Annotated in this window: 13 protein-coding genes; 10 read left to right on the top strand and 3 right to left on the bottom strand. The window is 68.3% G+C overall.

The annotated features are described in order from the left end of the window. Window positions 1-35 precede the first annotated feature (35 nt). From NE2_RS12150 to NE2_RS12105, 9 genes are all read left to right on the top strand, one after another. Window positions 36-1,976, top strand: a complete 1,941-nt coding sequence (locus NE2_RS12150) for a fumarate reductase/succinate dehydrogenase flavoprotein subunit (RefSeq protein WP_063026018.1) — start codon at window positions 36-38, stop codon at window positions 1,974-1,976. Window positions 1,977-1,978: 2 nt separating this feature from the next. Next, window positions 1,979-2,725, top strand: coding sequence for a succinate dehydrogenase/fumarate reductase iron-sulfur subunit (locus tag NE2_RS12145; protein ID WP_063026017.1), 747 nt, complete (start codon window positions 1,979-1,981; stop codon window positions 2,723-2,725). Between the two features lie 765 nt (window positions 2,726-3,490). After that, window positions 3,491-3,694 carry a hypothetical protein gene (locus NE2_RS12135; protein ID WP_036507264.1) on the top strand — a complete coding sequence of 68 codons (204 nt, stop codon included), beginning with the start codon at window positions 3,491-3,493 and terminating at the stop codon, window positions 3,692-3,694. Beyond that, complete coding sequence (locus tag NE2_RS12130; RefSeq protein ID WP_063014362.1) at window positions 3,691-3,945, top strand: hypothetical protein; 255 nt, start codon at window positions 3,691-3,693, stop codon at window positions 3,943-3,945. The genes NE2_RS12135 and NE2_RS12130 overlap by 4 nt, the downstream gene beginning before the upstream one ends. A gap of 163 nt (window positions 3,946-4,108) precedes the next feature. Beyond that, complete coding sequence (locus tag NE2_RS35645) at window positions 4,109-4,972, top strand: DUF4190 domain-containing protein (protein ID WP_063026016.1); 864 nt, start codon at window positions 4,109-4,111, stop codon at window positions 4,970-4,972. Window positions 4,973-5,054: 82 nt separating this feature from the next. After that, window positions 5,055-5,807, top strand: a complete 753-nt coding sequence (gene fabG / locus NE2_RS12120) for a 3-oxoacyl-ACP reductase FabG (RefSeq protein ID WP_063026015.1) — start codon at window positions 5,055-5,057, stop codon at window positions 5,805-5,807. 102 nt (window positions 5,808-5,909) lie between these two features. Continuing rightward, entirely contained in the window at window positions 5,910-6,737 is an 828-nt protein-coding gene (locus tag NE2_RS12115) for a carbohydrate ABC transporter permease (protein WP_063026014.1), read from the top strand. Beyond that, on the top strand, window positions 6,727-7,566 hold the full coding sequence (locus tag NE2_RS12110; protein ID WP_063026013.1) for a carbohydrate ABC transporter permease: 840 nt from the start codon (window positions 6,727-6,729) through the stop codon (window positions 7,564-7,566). Before NE2_RS12115 ends, NE2_RS12110 begins: the two co-directional genes overlap by 11 nt. Further along, entirely contained in the window at window positions 7,563-8,843 is a 1,281-nt protein-coding gene (locus NE2_RS12105; protein ID WP_063026012.1) for an ABC transporter substrate-binding protein, read from the top strand. Before NE2_RS12110 ends, NE2_RS12105 begins: the two co-directional genes overlap by 4 nt. Before the next feature lie 5 nt (window positions 8,844-8,848). Here NE2_RS12105 and NE2_RS12100 read toward each other — a convergent pair whose 3' ends face one another. From NE2_RS12100 to NE2_RS12090, 3 genes are all read right to left on the bottom strand, one after another. After that, entirely contained in the window at window positions 8,849-9,844 is a 996-nt protein-coding gene (locus tag NE2_RS12100) for a DNA-3-methyladenine glycosylase family protein (protein WP_228817685.1), read from the bottom strand. A gap of 425 nt (window positions 9,845-10,269) precedes the next feature. Then, window positions 10,270-13,041, bottom strand: a complete 2,772-nt coding sequence (locus NE2_RS12095; protein WP_063026011.1) for an FAD-binding and (Fe-S)-binding domain-containing protein — start codon at window positions 13,039-13,041, stop codon at window positions 10,270-10,272. A gap of 35 nt (window positions 13,042-13,076) precedes the next feature. Further along, entirely contained in the window at window positions 13,077-13,994 is a 918-nt protein-coding gene (locus tag NE2_RS12090; RefSeq protein ID WP_228831296.1) for an NADP-dependent oxidoreductase, read from the bottom strand. A 162-nt stretch (window positions 13,995-14,156) separates the two neighbouring features. Between NE2_RS12090 and NE2_RS12085 the strand changes: the two genes are divergently transcribed. Continuing rightward, window positions 14,157-16,037: an ABC transporter ATP-binding protein gene (locus tag NE2_RS12085; RefSeq protein WP_063026059.1), complete on the top strand. Its 1,881-nt coding sequence runs from the start codon at window positions 14,157-14,159 to the stop codon at window positions 16,035-16,037.

Raw genomic sequence — 16,037 nt, 5'->3', positions numbered from 1 at the left:
GCCCAATTCCTCAGTGTCCCAGGAGTATTCGTTTCATGCCTGAAGTCGAACGGCACAAGTACGACGTCGTCGTGATCGGTGCCGGTGGCGCCGGCCTGCGTGCGGTGATCGAGGCGCGCGAACACGGTCTGTCGGTGGCGGTGGTGTGTAAATCGTTGTTCGGCAAGGCCCATACGGTCATGGCCGAAGGCGGTTGCGCCGCCTCGATGGGCAATGCCAACGAGAAGGACAACTGGCAGACGCATTTCCGCGACACCATGCGCGGCGGAAAATTCCTCAACAACTGGCGCATGGCCGAACTGCACGCCCAGGAAGCGCCCGACCGGGTGTGGGAGCTGGAGACCTACGGTGCGCTGTTCGACCGGACGCCCGACGGGCGGATCAGTCAGCGCAACTTCGGCGGGCACACCTATCCCCGCCTCGCCCACGTCGGCGACCGCACCGGCCTCGAGATCATCCGCACCATGCAGCAGAAGATCGTCTCGCTGCAGCAGGAGGACTATGCCGCGACCGGCGACTACGAGGCACGGATCAAGGTGTTCGCCGAATGCACGATCACCGATCTGCTCAAGGACGGCGACGCCATCTCCGGCGCCTTCGGGTACTGGCGGGAGTCCGGGCGGTTCATCCTGTTCGAGACTCCGGCGGTCGTGCTGGCCACCGGCGGGGTGGGCAAGTCCTACAAGGTCACCTCGAATTCGTGGGAGTACACCGGCGACGGCCACGCGCTCGCACTGCGCGCCGGCGCCTCGCTGATCAACATGGAATTCCTGCAGTTCCATCCGACCGGCATGGTCTGGCCGCCGAGTGTGAAGGGCATTCTGGTCACCGAGGGTGTGCGCGGTGACGGGGGCGTGCTCAAGAACACCGAGGGCAAGCGCTTCATGTTCGAGTACATCCCGGCGGTGTTCAAGGGGCAGTACGCCGAGACCGAGGACGAGGCCGATCAATGGTTGCGCGACAACGATTCCGCGCGCCGCACCCCGGACCTGCTGCCCCGGGACGAGGTGGCTCGCGCGATCAACGAAGAGGTCAAGGCCGGGCGCGGCACCCAGCACGGCGGGGTGTACCTCGACATCGCCTCCCGGCTGCCGGCCGCGGAGATCATGCGGCGGCTGCCGTCGATGCATCACCAGTTCAAGGAGCTGGCCGATGTCGACATCACGAAGGAGCCGATGGAGGTCGGGCCGACCTGCCACTACGTGATGGGCGGAATCGAGGTCGAACCCGATACCGGCGCGGCCACCGTGCCCGGATTGTTCGCCGCCGGTGAATGTTCGGGCGGTATGCACGGATCCAACCGCCTCGGCGGCAACTCGCTGTCGGACCTGCTGGTCTTCGGTCGACGCGCCGGCTTGGGCGCGGCCACCTACGTCGAACAGCTGGCACAGCGGCCGGCGGTCGCCGACGCCGATGTCGACGCGGCCGCGAAATCCGCACTGGCGCCCTTCGATCCGCCGGCCACGGGGACCGGAGAGAATCCGTACACCCTGCACACCGATCTGCAGCAGACGATGAACGACCTGGTCGGCATCATCCGCAAGGAGCACGAGCTGGAACAGGCCATCGTGCGCCTGGGTGAATTGCGTGAGCGCTACGACAGCGTGACCGTCGAGGGCCACCGGCAGTTCAATCCCGGCTGGCATCTCGCACTCGACCTGCGAAACATGTTGCTGGTCAGCGAATGTGTCGCGCAGGCCGCGCTGCTGCGCACCGAGAGCCGGGGTGGTCACACCCGCGACGACCATCCGCAGATGGATCCGCAGTGGCGCAATCGGCTGCTGGTGTGCCGGACCGATCCGGACGGTGTCGGCCAGACCGTGCCGCCGGTGGTGGTCACCTCGGAGGATCAGAAGCCGATGCGACCGGACCTGCTCGCCCTGTTCGAGTTGAGCGAGCTGGAGAAGTATTACACCCCGGCGGAGACCGCCGCTCATCCCGCGGCCGCCGAATCATCCGCGAAAGGGGATGAGTAGCAATGGGTTACGATGCCCACTTCCGCGTATGGCGCGGTGACGACGACAAGGGCGAACTGCAGGACTACACCGTCGAGGTGAACGAGGGCGAGGTCGTCCTCGACATCATCCATCGGTTGCAGGCCACCCAGGCCCCGGATCTGGCGGTGCGCTGGAACTGCAAGGCCGGCAAGTGTGGTTCCTGTTCGGCGGAGGTGAACGGCCGCCCGCGCTTGATGTGTATGACCCGAATGTCGACCTTCGCCGCCGACGAGGTGGTGACGGTGACCCCGATGCGCACCTTCCCGGTGATCCGCGACCTCGTCACCGACGTGTCGTTCAACTATCAGAAGGCCAGGGAGATCCCGTCTTTCACGCCGCCGGCCGATCTGAAGCCGGGCGACTACCGGATGCAGCAACGCGATGTGGAACGCTCGCAGGAGTTCCGCAAGTGCATCGAATGTTTCCTGTGCCAGAACACCTGTCACGTCGTGCGTGACCACGAGGACAACAAGAACGCCTTCGCCGGGCCGCGCTATCTGATGCGGGTGGCCGAGTTGGAGATGCATCCGCTGGATGTGGCGGACCGGCGCGAGATGGCGCAGGAGGAGTTCGGACTCGGCTACTGCAACATCACCAAGTGCTGCACGGAGGTGTGCCCGGAACACATCAAGATCACCGACAACGCCCTCATCCCGATGAAGGAAAGGGTTGTGGATCGCAAATACGATCCGATCGTCTGGCTGGGTAACAAATTGTTCCGGCGATAAATCTACGGCGGAATCGGAGAAGAATTTCTTCACCGATTCCGCCGTTTTCTCACTTTGTTCGAATAACGGTAACCACGTAGCCGGTCGGTTCGCCGACCGGCTAAAGCATTGTCACCACACCGATCGCGACTACCGCGACCAGCGCTCCTACCAGCAGTGACGAGAGCATGGCACCGGTCAGTACGTACACCCCGACAGCCGATACCACGAACAACATTCCGACGATAAGGTGTTCTACCCAGTCACCCGGAAGCAGTTTGCGGTACCGAGGTGAGGTATTTCTCAGCCCGCGATCCATGTAGTTCTGATTACCCGAACGGGCCCGGGGTAAACATAGATTCGTTGCGAAACGGGTGTGGTTTCGTGATCTGCCGGCAAATATTCGGGGCGCGCATCCCGGGCGGCGGCGCCGCGGCATGCCCGGAGTGTTCGCAGGTGGCGACGCTCGGACGGATGCGAAAAGTCCTTTTCTCCCAAGCTGATTCGGTGCTGGCGGTTCGCTGGGAATCGGACGGGATCGGCGATTCTGCCCCGCGCAGCGACGATCTGATGGATGCTGAGAGTGTGCTCGCAGCGGGGCCCCGGAGTCGGCTCGCCGGGCACAGTCGGGTATCGCATGCAGGAACGAGGAGTCATGGCTGTTCATGTCATCGGGTCGTCGTTGATGACCAGCGAACTTTCGTCCGCTTCGACCGGCCGCGCCGCGACCGGACCACAGGATCCACCAGCTCCACCGCGCCGCCGGTTCGCGGCGGGGGTGTCCGAATGCAACTGACGAATCTCCACATGCCGGTCGCCGGACTGCTGCGCTGCGGCGCCGATCCGGGCATCATGACCGTCGAACAAGCCCACGCCGCAATGCAACTGCACCTCGACTGCACCGTCGATACGTGCGTGGTCAGGCGGCGGGCGCGGGCGGTGCTGGTCGAACAGGGCCGCTGCGTCCTCGACGATCGGGCCATCCCGTGACCGCGTTCGCCGGGGGAGGCGCCCGGCATGCCGCCCACCGGCACGCACGGCACCGGGTCGACGGCGGCCACCGCGCGGCGGTCTATCTCCCGGACACCCGGCCGCTACCCGTGGGCGGTGGCGCCCACCGCCCACGCCATGCCCGCCGCAGCGGACCGGATCTGTACGACCGCATCGTTCTCGCGATTGCCGGTTGGCTGCTGGCGATCCGGATCGCATTCGTCGGGGAACACGTGATCGACGAGGTCTAGTGGCGCGCGCCGGACGCTCGGGGATGACGTCCGGCGGCTGCCCCGCGCACCGGGCGCCCGCCCTGAACAGACGGGGGTTGCGGGTCGCGCCGATCCACCTATTCTTCTTCGGTAACGGGCGGGGTCCGCGTGTCCAGGTTCCTGCACGACCGAGAGGAACCACATGGCCCGCAACCAGTACGCGGAGGAACGCTGGCCCGAGGTCCCCGAGGAGGAGTACTGGGCCGACGAGCCCGTCGCCGCGGACGATCGCTGGGAACCGCCGCCGCCGCGCCGGGCCGCCAATCCCCGGGTCGCCGAACCGCCCGACGAACGGTGGGAAACCACGCCGAACCGTCGGCGGCCGGCGCCCGACGCCGAGGAGGACCGCTGGGACGGCGCACCCAATCGCCGCCGCACCGGACGGCTGCGGGTGGAGGTGCCGCCGATCGTCAATCCGTACGCGATCGTCGCGCTGGTGGCCGCGCTGCTCGGTTTGTTCCCGGTGGCAATCGTATTCGGCCTGATCGCCTTCAGCCATCCACGCGGACGGGTGATGGCGATGTCGGCCCTGCTCCTGGGACTGGCCGAGGTGCTGATTCTCGCTGCGGCGCTGGTGCTTTCGGGTGTCACCCTGCCGCACACCACGCTGGGCGCGGTTCCGGCCGCCCTCAGCACCGAGACCGTCACCTCGAACACCGCCGCGACCCGGACCGCGGTACCGACGACGGTGGTGACACCGCCGCCGACCGCGCCGGCCACGACCACGACCGCTCCCGCCGGGCCCGTCTCGGCGGCCAAGGGCGAGGTGTGCACGCAGGCGCAGGCCGGATTGATCGGGTCCGCGTCCGACGGCGGCACGCTGCTGTGCCTGCACGGCACCAGCGGCTACCGCTGGACCGGGCCGTATTCGGTGTCGACGGCCGTGTACGAGGGCGGGGCGAAATGCGATCCCAATCTGGACAAGACGGCCCGCACCCCGGACGGGCACGCGCTGGTCTGCGAAGGACAGGGGCGCAGCAGCATCTGGTCGCTGTGGGTGGAATAGCGGCTGCCGCCGCGGTGGGCGGAATAGCGGCGCGTACCGTTCCTTCACAGCGAATGTTCCGAGAGGTACAGGAGGACCGCCAATGGCTGAACGCGTTGCCGTCGTCACCGGCGCGGCACGAGGCATCGGTGCCGCGATCGCGACCCGGCTGGCTCAGGACGGACTGCAGGTAGGCGTACTCGACCTGGACGCGGCGCACTGCGCCGACACCGTCCGGGCGATCACCGACGCCGGCGGCCGGGCCGTCGCGCTGGGCGCCGACGTCTCGAACGAGGATTCCGTCGCCGCCGCGGTGACAAAGCTGGCCGACGAGCTCGGACCGCCGACCGTCCTGGTCAACAACGCCGGCATCCTGCGCGACAACCTGCTGTTCAAGATGAGCGTCGACGACTGGGACGCGGTGATGAACGTGCACCTGCGCGGCGCGTTCCTCATGAGCCGCGCGGTGCAGAAGTACATGGTCGACGCCAAATGGGGTCGCATCGTGAACATGTCGAGCAGTTCGGCACAGGGCAACCGCGGCCAGGTCAACTACTCCGCGGCCAAGGCCGGTCTGCAGGGCTTCACCAAGACCCTCGCGCTGGAACTCGGCAAATTCGGCGTCACTGCCAATGCCATCGCCCCGGGCTTCATCGTCACGGATATGACCGCCGCGACCGCCGAGCGGGTGGGCGTACCGTTCGAGGACTTCCAGAAGGCCGCCGCCGCGCAGATCCCGGTGCAGCGTGTGGGCCGGCCGGAGGATATCGCGCATACCGCGTCCTTCCTGGTCAGCGAGGGCGCCGGCTTCGTCTCCGGCCAGGTCGTCTACGTCGCCGGCGGTCCGCTGGACTGAGCGAGCCCGTCGCCGCGGCGCTGCGGCGAAGCCGCTACCGGGTGACCGGTAGCGTCATCTGCTGTGAACCGACGAGCGGTTCGTCGTGCCGTGACGAGTTGGATGCTGCTGGCGCCGAGCCTGTTCGGGATCGGGGTCTTCCTGATCCTGCCGATCGTGCTGGTGGGCTGGCTCAGCCTGCACAGCTGGAATCTGCTCGGGCCCATGGAATTCGTGGGCCTGCGCAATTGGCGCTCGGTGCTGTCCGATGACGCATTCGGCCATTCCCTCCTGGTGACGGCGGCGCTCACCGTGCTCGTAGTGCCGCTGCAGACCGTCCTCGGATTCGCGGTGGCCGCGCTGCTGGTGCGCCGCCGTGCCGGTGGCGCGTTCCGGGTGCTGTTCGCGCTGCCCTGGATGTGCGCGCCGGTGGCGGTGGGCGTGATCTGGCGCTGGCTGTTCGCACCCACCGACGGGGCGCTCAACGCACTGCTGGGCCGGCGGATCGAATGGCTGGCCGATCCGGCGCTGGCCCTGCCTTCGGTTGCGGCGGTGAGCATCTGGTCGAACTTCGGCTATGTGGCCCTGTTCTTCGTCGCGGGGCTGCGGGCGATACCTCCGGAGATCCACGAGGCGGGGGCGCTGGACGGGGCCACCGGCTGGCGGCGGATTCGGTGGCTGACACTGCCGCTGCTGCGGCCCACCCTGTTCTTCGTCCTGGTGACCGGGACCATCACCGCGTTCCAGACCTTCGACACCGTGTATGCCCTGACCAAGGGCGGTCCGGGCGATCGCACGAATGTGGTGGCGATGCAGATCTTTTCGGAAGCGTTCAACGCCGCGCGGCCCGGGCGGGCCGCGGCCATGACGATCGTGGTCTTCGGGATCATGCTGGCGATCACCGTGGTCCAGCATCGCTACTTCCGTACCAGGACCGGCTATGAATTCTGATGTCCGACGGCGCCGTTCGGCGGGTGCGCGATCGGTCCTCGCCTACCTGCTGCTGCTCGCGGGCGCGGTGTGCACGGTGGCGCCGCTGGTGCTGGGAGCGTTCACGGCCGTGAAGACGCCGGGGCAGTTCGCGACGGAATCTCCTCTCGCACTGCCGGATCCGATGACCTGGGACAACTTCCGCGCGGCGTTCGACCAGGGGTTCGGCCGCGCGGTGCTGGTGACGGCGTTGATGACCGCGTTGATCACCGTCGGGCAGCTGATCACCTCGATCGCCGCCGCATATGCGTTCGGCTGCACCGAGTTCCGCGGTCGCGACCTGCTGTTCTGGATCTACCTGGCGACCATGATGGTGCCGCCGATCGTCACCTTGATTCCGCTGTATTCGATGTTCGCGCATCTGGGTTGGCTGAACACGTTCTGGGCGCTGGTGCTGCCGTTCGTCTTCGGCTCGCCGTACGCGATCTTCCTGCTGCGCCAGTATTTCCGGGGCATTCCGCGCGAGTTGATCGGCGCGGCGCGGCTGGACGGCGCGAACACCCTCGACGTGATCGTGCACGTCGTGGTGCCGATGAGCCGTCCCATCCTGGCGACGTTAGCGGTGATCACCGTGGTGACGCAGTGGAACAGCTTCCTGTGGCCGCTGGTCGCCGGCTCGGGCCGCTGGCAGGTGCTCACGGTGGCCACCGCCGATCTGCAGACCCGCTACAACGAGCAGTGGACGCTGGTCATGGCGGCGACGACGCTGGCGATCGTGCCGCTGCTGGTGCTCTTCGTGATCTTCCAGCGTCAGGTGCTGCGGTCCATCGCGTGGACGGGCCTGAAATGAGATCCGTGAAGACCTCGACGCTGAGCGTGCTGGCCGTCGCACTCGCCGTGGTGCTGCTGATGACCGCGGCGCTGTGGCTGGGCCACGACAGTACGGGCGGGTCGGGTCGCACAGTGATCCGGCTGCGGATCTGGGATGCGAGCTTCGTACCCGCCTATCGCGCCGCACTCGACGAATTCCAGCGCGCCGAACCGGATGTCGAGGTTCGGATCACGGTGGTGCCGTGGGCGTCCTATCAGCAGAAGTTGCGTCTCGACGTGGCGGGCGCAACGGTCGACGACCTGTTCTGGACGAATCTGTACACCGATTACGCCGATGCCGGCCGACTCGCCGATATCGGCGCGATGCTCGGCCCCGAGGCGGTGCGGCAGTGGGATCCGGGTGCGGTGGAGCAGTACACACGTAACGGAAAGCTCTGGGCGGTACCGCAATTCGTGGACGGCGGTACGGCGGTCTACTACAACCGCGATCTGCTGAGCGCGGCCGGAGTCGACCCCGCGGAATTGGCACGCGCGACCTGGAATCCCCACGGGCCGGATACCTTCGAGCCGCTTGTGCGCCGGATCGCCGCGGCGGCGCCCTGGGCTTACAACGCCGCCAACGATTTCCAGTCGCTCTCGCTGCCGTATCTGGGATCGGCGGGCGGGCAGTTCCAGAACGGGGATCGGTACGTCTTCGACAGTCCACAGGGTGTGGACGCCTTCGGATATCTCGTGGGGCTGGTGCGGGCGGGGCTCACCACTCCGGCGGCGGATACCCGCAGCGGCAGTGACTTCGCGAAAAACGCCTTCCTGCAAGGCAAGCTGGCGTTGTTCCAATCGGGAAGTTTCAATCTGGCGCAGATCGCGCAGCAGGCTCGCTTCGGCTGGGGGATCGCGATGATTCCGGCCGGGCCCGCAGGCCGGGTGAGTACCGACAACGCGATCGGCATCGCCGCCGATGCCCGCACCGCCCACCCCGATGCGGTGCGGCGGGTGCTGGCCTGGCTCGGCAGCCCCGCCGGCAACCGGTATCTGGCCGCCGGTGGGCAGACCATTCCGGCCGTTGTGGCCGATCAGCGATTGTATCGGGACTATTGGGCGGACCGGGGCATCGACGTGTCGCCGTTCTTCGATGTGCTGCGCGGGCCGCGCATCGCCTCGGGTGGCGGACCGGGTTTCGCGGCCGCACTGCAGGCGATCGACCCGATCTTCGACGAGATGTTCCTCGGCCGCATTCCGGTACCCGAGGCGTTGCGTCGCGCCCAGACCGCCGCACAGGCCACGGCGCAGCGCTGATCCGCTCAGATTCGGCTGTGGTCGACCAGCGGAGTCCGCGGGCCGAACGCCGGCTTGCGCGCCTGCCCCGATATCTCGAGCAGCCGGATCGCCCGATAACGGTGCGGGCGTAGCGGTTCCAGGTAGTCGACCATGCCCTCGTCGTCGAGCGGGCGGCCCAGCAGCGTCCAGCCGACGATCGCGGCCAGATGGAAATCACCGACCGACAGCGCATCGGCGTCACCCAGGGCTCGCTGCGCGATCTCCGCGGCCGTCCACACTCCGATCCCCGGCACGGTGCACAGCCGCTCGGCGGCCTGCTGCGGCGTCATCGTCGCGGCGGCCTCCAGCTTCTCGGCCATCCGGGCGGCGGTGACGATCGTGCGCGAACGCTGCGGATCGACGTTGGCGCGGTGATAGACCCAGGAGGGGATGTAGCGCCAGGTCTGCGCCGACGGCGGCACCCGCATCGGCGCGGGCGTGGGTCCGGGCGCCGGTTCGCCGTACTGCCACACCAGCTTTCGATACGAGCCGCGAGCGGTGACGGTGTGCACCCGCTGCTCGAGCACGGCCGGCACCAAGGCCTCGAAGACGAGTCCGGTGCGGAGCATGTGCAGGCCGGGATGACGCCGGTGTGCCTCGGCGATGCGGGGATGTTCGGGGGCGAAGTCGTCGAGCTCCTCGTCGACGCACAGCATGCGGGGCAGGTGCTCGAGGAATTCCGCCGCACCCGGACCCCAGGCCCGTGCCGCCACGACATTCGATTCGGACTGGACGAGGCGATAGGTCACCGGGCCGCTGGCCATGCGCGACGCTCGCCAGTGGGCGCCGTCGGGAGTGACGCGGTGGCACGGGTCGCCCTGACCCCGGCGCAGCGGGGCGAGAGTATGCGCGAGGGCTATCGGCCGCGATGTGGTGACGGTGCGGGCCGCTCCCTCGCTCTCGGCGCGAGCGGGGTCGTGGGTCGTGCGGGAGGGACTGTGCCGGGCGGCGATCACCCCGGATCGGGGAGAGTCGATCATCGGCCTGCTTCGTCCTCGCACCGACTCATTGTGCGCCGTGCCCGAGGCCGACCGGGCGGGACCCGCGGGGCCGGGGCCGAACCGGCCGCCGGGCAGCCGCATCTCGAGGAACCTCCCAGGTATTCGTATGGCGCGGGTCACGGATTCGGGCAAGATGTAACGATACGATTACGCGCGCCGATTTCGCTCGAGAATGGTTCAACAGCAATCATTCGGCAATGCCACAACGGAGGTGTCCATGCTTACCAACATTCTGAATTGGCTGCTCAACGCGTGGGGCGGAGTATCCGCCGGTAGCTCGGGCTACCAGATCCCTCCGGGCACCCTGCCGTTCGGTAGCTGATCCCGGCACCGCCCTCGCCCGCCGCCACTCGGCGCGGCGGGCGTGCGCGGTGAATCACTGGCGCGACCTCCCGTCATCTGAATCATCGATCAGTCAGATATTGCGCGAGGTGACGGCCCCGGCGCCCGGCCAGGTGATCGGCCTGGGTGCGGCACGAGAATCCGTCCGCCAGGAAGGGTGTCTCCGGATCGGCCGCCTGTAATGCCGGGAGTAATCCGCCCTCCGCTACCGCGACGGAAATCTCGTAATGCCCGGATTGCATTCCGAAGTTCCCGGCAAGTCCACAGCATCCACTAATTTCGGTGATCTCGGCCCCCATTCGCCGCAATAGCCGCCGATCGGCGTCGAAGCCCGTCACGGCATGCTGATGACAATGCGGCTGCAGCACCACCGACTCGCCCGATCGGTCCGGTGGCTGCCAATCCGGTTGCTCCGTCAGGAATTCGGCGAGAGTGCGCACGGCCCGGGCGGTACTCGCCGCGCGCGGATCGTCGGGTAGCAACTGCGGGAGATCCGCTCGCAGCGCCGCCGTGCACGAGGGCTCCAGGCCGATCACCGGGCCGCCCTGTCGAACGTGGTCGTCGAGTGCGTCCAGGGCGGCTCGCAATCGCTGTCGCGCCCCGTCGAGCTGGCCGGTGCTGATCCAGGTGAGGCCACAGCACACCCGGCGCTCCGGGATGCGGACCCGATATCCGGCCGATTCCACGATTTCCACTGCGGCCCAGCCGATTTCCGGGGCGAAGGCATCGGTGAAGCTGTCGATCCACAGCATCGCCACCGGGCCGTCCGGATGCCGGTCGCTCCCGCGGTCCGCCCACCGGCTACGGAACGAGCGCGGCGCCAGTCGCGGCGCGGGACGCCGCGGATCCATTCCGGCCGCGCGCATACCCGCCCGCCGTAACCATCGAATGCCGGTGAGCGCGTTCACGGTTCGGGGCATCCTGGTGCCCACCGCCAGCCACTGCGGCAACCGGCCGAGCACATAGTGGTCGATCGGGCGCGGCCGTCCCCGGTACGCGCGATACAGCGTTTCGGATTTGTAGGTCGCCATATCGACACCGGCCGGGCAGTCGGAGGAGCAGGCCCGGCACGACAGGCACAGGTCCAGCGACTGCGCGACCGCCTCGTCGCGCCAGTCGAGCGCGCCTCGGACCACCTCCTGCAACACGCGCGCCCGGCCCCTGGTGCTGTCCTTCTCATCCGCGGTGGCGAGGTAGGACGGGCACATGAAACCACCGGTCGCGCGGGTGTCGGCGCGACATTTTCCGACCCCGACGCAGCGGTGCACCGCCGTGCCGATATCGCCGTCGGCGGTGAACGCGAAACCGCCCGCGGCCGGAACCGGGCGCAGCCCGGGCAGACGCAGATCGGTGTCGACCGGTGCGGGGCGAACCAGAACGCCGGGGTTCAGGATCGCATCCGGATCGAAAAGCCCTTTGAATTCGGCGAATACGCGCAAGGCGTCCGGTGAGTACATGCGCGACAGCAGTTCCGAACGGGCGCGGCCGTCCCCGTGTTCACCGGAGGCCGATCCGCCGTAGCGCACCACCAGATCGGTGGCGTCGAACAGGAAGTCGCGGAACCGTTGTGGCGCACGGGCGATCGGAAGATCCAGCCGGACGTGGATGCACCCGTCACCGATGTGGCCGTACAGCAGGCCGTCCACCCGGTGATCACGCATCAGCCGATCGAAATCGCGAAGGTAGTCACCGAGCCGTTCGGGCGGGACCGCGGCGTCCTCCCAGCCCGGCCAGGCCGGTTCGCCGGCGGGTGTGCGCCCGGCGAGGCCGGCGCCGTCGGCGCGAATCCGCCACAGCCGGGCCGCCGTTCGATCGTCGGTGACGATCCGGGTGTCGAGTGCTGCGCAGGCGGTGGTGACCGCGGCCGCACTCTCGTAGGCGGATTCTCCGGTGTCCCCGGCGAATTCGACGAACAGCCAGGCACCGCCGGCGGGTAGTTCGGGTACCGGGCGTCCGTGCGCACGCACGACATCCACCAGGCGGGCGTCCAAGCCCTCGACCGCGATCGGCCGGCCCGCCATGACCGCTTTCACGTCGTCGGCGGCGGCGGGCATATCGGGATATCCGAGGACCGCGACCGCGGTCGCGCTCGGCAACGGGACCAGATCCACGGTCGCGTCGAGCACGAGGCCGCAGGTGCCCTCGGACCCGACGAATGCCTTGGCGACCGACGCACCGCGTTCGGGGGTCAGATACTGCAGTCCGTATCCCGAGGCCTGCCGGTCGAACCGGCCCAGCTCGGTGCGCAGCGTCGCCAGATTGCGACGCGTGAACTCGGCCAGCCCCGCCACCACCGACAGATCGGTACCCAGGCCGAGCTCGGTGCCGGTGCCGTCGAGAATGCGCAGCTCACGCACGGTATCGGAGGTGCGCCCCCAGGCCACCGCGCGGGGGCCGCAGGCGTTGTTACCGATCATGCCGCCGAGCGTGCAGCGGTTCTGCGTCGACGGGTCGGGGCCCAGTCGCAGGCCGTGCCGGCCGGTGGCCTCTTGCAGGCCGGACAGCACGACCCCCGGCTGCACCCGGGCGCAGCGGCGGTCGGCGTCGATCGACAGTACGGCGTTCATGTACCGGCTGAAGTCGAGGATCAGTCCGGGCCCGATCGCATTGCCCGCCACGGAGGTTCCGCCACCGCGCGCGGTGATCGGCCTGCCTTCCTCGCGGGCGAACCGCACGGCCGTGGCCACATCCTCGTCCCCGCGCGGGTAGATCACCGCCGCCGGGAGGACGCGGTAGTTCGAGGCGTCCGAGGAATACTCCGCGCGGCGTCGAGCGTCGTCGTCGACCTCGCCGTCGATCCGGTCTCGCAAGGCCCGCACCCAGGAGTCGGTCATATCGCCAGCGTAGAACGCGAAGTTCTCCGGAGCGGCTACGGGAGCAGGACGATTTTGCCGAGTCCGTGGCCGGTTTCGCTGTCGCGCTGGGCGGCGGCGGCCTCGGACAGCAGGTACGTACGTGCGGCGCCGGGCAGGCGGAATTCCCCCGCGGCGACGAGCTGCGCGACGCGGGCCACGATGTCGAGGGCGGGGCCGCCGGTGCGAGCGAAGAAGGTGACGCCCTTGTCGGCTGCGGCGCCGTCGGCGATGGTGATGATCCGATCGGTTCCGCCCCGCAATTCGATTGCGGCGTCCAGGAATCCGTGACCGGCGCAGTCGTAGACCGCGTCGACTCCGTGCGGGGCCAGCTCGCGCACGCGGTCGGCGACGCCGGGACCGTAGGTGGTCGGCACCGCACCCAGCGTGCGCACGACCTCCTGATTGGCGGCCGAGGCGGTGCCGACGACCGTGGCCCCGCGCGCCCGGGCCAACTGCACCACGAACGCGCCGACCGCGCCCGAGGCGCCGTTCACCACCACCGTCTCGCCCGACTTCACGGCCAGTTCGTCCAGTCCGGTACCGGCCGTATTGGCGGCGACCGGGATCGCCGCGGCCTCGGGGAAGGACAACTCCGCCGGTTTGGCGACGAGCTGGGTGCCCAGCGCGTACTCCGCGTAGCCGCCACCCTGTGCCCAGCCCAGCACTTCGTCACCCGGCCGGAACCGGGCGTCGGGGCCGGCGGCGTCGACCACGCCCGCGATCTCGAATCCGGCGCGGCGCGGGAATCCGGGCGGACCGGGCATCAGGCCGGCGCGCATCTTCCAATCGGCCGGATTGACGCCGGCGGCCCGGATCGCCACCCGCACCTGCTCTCCGGCGGGGTCCGGAATCGGCACCTCCACCTGCGTCAGCACCTCGGGTCCACCCACTCGCTCGTACTGGATCGCTCGCATGCTGTGGTTCGACGACATGATGTCGACCTTAGGAGGCGGACGGACCGCGGCCGAGCGCAGCGCCCGTCGCCCGGCGCGTTTCGCCCGTGGCGAACCGGGACTACTTGCTCTCAACCTTTGTTGAGGTCTTAATGTCGGTGGCCCGGAGTTGAATGAACCCGGCAGCGGAAGGAGATGCGGATGAGCATCGAATCGGTCGCGTGGAGTCAGCTGTACCGGCAGGCGCACGCACCCCAGCAGCGGCGTGGTCTGCGCCGGGAGACGGCCGCGCGCATTATGCGATTCGCGCGCCCGCATCGAGCTCAGCTCATCGGCTTCCTGGTCTTCAGCATCGCGTCGGCATTGCTCACGGTGGCCAACCCGGTGCTGGCCGGGCGAGTGGTCAACGACATCGTGGGCCATGCCGCGCCGCACTCGGTCCTCACCCTCGCGGCGGTGATCGCACTGGTGGCCGTGCTGGACGCGGGCCTGGGCATCGTGATCAGGTGGCTGTCCGCGCGGATCGGGGAGGGGTTGATTCTCGATCTGCGCACCGCGGTGTTCGACCACGTGCAGAAGATGCCCGTCGCCTTCTTCACCCGCACTCGCACAGGGGCGCTGGTCAGCCGGCTCAACAACGACGTGATCGGCGCCCAGCGCGCGTTCAGCACGACCCTGTCCGGCGTGGTCACCAATATCGTGACGCTGCTGTTGACCGTGGCGGTGATGGTGCGGCTGTCCTGGCAGATCACCCTGCTGGCACTGATCCTGTTGCCGCTGTTCATGTTTCCCGCCCGCAAGATGGGCACCCGGATCGCGAGCATCCAGCGCGAGGCCGCCCAGCTCAACGCCTCGATGAGCACCCAGATGACCGAGCGGTTCTCGGCTCCCGGCGCGACACTGGTGAAACTGTTCGGACGCCCGGATCAGGAGTCCGCGGAATTCGCGGTGCGCGCCGGGCGGGTACGCGATATCGGCGTGCGGACGGCGATGCTGCAGACGGTGTTCGTCACCGCGTTGACGCTGGTATCCGCGCTCGCCGTGGCATTGGTCTACGGCCTCGGCGGCTGGTACGCCCTGCGCGGACAGCTCGATGCCGGTGCGGTGGTCGCGCTCTCGCTGCTGCTGACCCGGCTCTACACCCCGCTGACGGCGCTGGCCAGCGCTCGGGTGGACATCATGTCGGCGCTGGTGAGCTTCGAGCGGGTCTTCGAAATTCTCGATCTGAAGCCGCTGATCCAGGATGCGCCGAATGCGGTGGCGGTTCCGGCGGGACCGGTGTCGGTCGAATTCGACCGCGTGCGTTTCGGTTATCCGTCGGCCGACAAGGTCTCGCTGGCGTCGCTGGAGGATGTCTCGACGCTCGACCATCGCGGCGGCAGCGAGGTGCTGCACGATATATCGCTGCATGCCGAGCCGGGGCGGATGATCGCCCTGGTCGGATCCTCGGGCGCGGGCAAATCGACCATCGCGCAACTGGTTTCGCGGCTCTACGACGTGGACGACGGCGCGGTGAAGCTCAACGGTGTCGACGTGCGGGAGCTGAGCACGCGCTCGATCCAGGACACGGTCGGACTCGTCACGCAGGACGGCCACCTGTTCCACGACAGCATTCGCGCCAATCTGTTGCTCGCCCGGCCCGAGGCGAGCGAGGCGGAGTTGTGGGATGCACTGGAGCGGGCACGGTTGCGCACGGTGATCGACGCGCTGCCCGACGGTTTGGACACCGTGGTCGGCGAACGCGGATACCGGTTGTCCGGCGGCGAACGCCAACGGTTGACCATCGCCCGGCTGCTGCTCAAACAGCCGCAGGTCGTCATCCTCGACGAGGCCACCGCCTCCCTGGATTCCACCTCCGAGGCCGCGGTGCAGGAGGCCCTGACCGAGGCGCTGGAAGGGCGGACCGCCCTGGTCATCGCGCACAGGCTGTCGACCATCCGGAATGCGGACGAGATCCTGGTGGTCGAGGACGGGCGGATCGTCGAGCGGGGCAGTCATGCGCAGCTGCTCGCCGAAGAGGGAAGATACGCAGAGCTCTACCGCACCCAGTTCGCCGACGGTACGGAAGTTGCTGCGGCATAA

This window comes from Nocardia elegans NBRC 108235 (assembly GCF_001612845.1).
Taxonomy (GTDB): Bacteria; Actinomycetota; Actinomycetes; order Mycobacteriales; family Mycobacteriaceae; genus Nocardia; species Nocardia nova.
The sequence above is the reverse complement of the archived record's forward strand: the minus strand, read 5'-3'. Positions and strand labels throughout refer to the sequence as shown.

Bases quoted from the DNA above. Each gene is read 5' to 3' on its own strand.
- NE2_RS12135 (WP_036507264.1), top strand. From the start codon at position 3,491: ATGCAACTGACGAATCTCCACATGCCGGTCGCCGGACTGCTGCGCTGC.
- NE2_RS35645 (WP_063026016.1), top strand. From the start codon at position 4,109: ATGGCCCGCAACCAGTACGCGGAGGAACGCTGGCCCGAGGTCCCCGAG.
- NE2_RS12095 (WP_063026011.1), bottom strand. From the start codon at position 13,041: ATGACCGACTCCTGGGTGCGGGCCTTGCGAGACCGGATCGACGGCGAG.
- NE2_RS12115 (WP_063026014.1), top strand. From the start codon at position 5,910: ATGCTGCTGGCGCCGAGCCTGTTCGGGATCGGGGTCTTCCTGATCCTG.
- NE2_RS12150 (WP_063026018.1), top strand. From the start codon at position 36: ATGCCTGAAGTCGAACGGCACAAGTACGACGTCGTCGTGATCGGTGCC.
- NE2_RS12145 (WP_063026017.1), top strand. From the start codon at position 1,979: ATGGGTTACGATGCCCACTTCCGCGTATGGCGCGGTGACGACGACAAG.
- NE2_RS12100 (WP_228817685.1), bottom strand. From the start codon at position 9,844: ATGATCGACTCTCCCCGATCCGGGGTGATCGCCGCCCGGCACAGTCCC.
- NE2_RS12105 (WP_063026012.1), top strand. From the start codon at position 7,563: ATGAGATCCGTGAAGACCTCGACGCTGAGCGTGCTGGCCGTCGCACTC.
- fabG (WP_063026015.1), top strand. From the start codon at position 5,055: ATGGCTGAACGCGTTGCCGTCGTCACCGGCGCGGCACGAGGCATCGGT.
- NE2_RS12090 (WP_228831296.1), bottom strand. From the start codon at position 13,994: ATGTCGTCGAACCACAGCATGCGAGCGATCCAGTACGAGCGAGTGGGT.
- NE2_RS12110 (WP_063026013.1), top strand. From the start codon at position 6,727: ATGAATTCTGATGTCCGACGGCGCCGTTCGGCGGGTGCGCGATCGGTC.
- NE2_RS12085 (WP_063026059.1), top strand. From the start codon at position 14,157: ATGAGCATCGAATCGGTCGCGTGGAGTCAGCTGTACCGGCAGGCGCAC.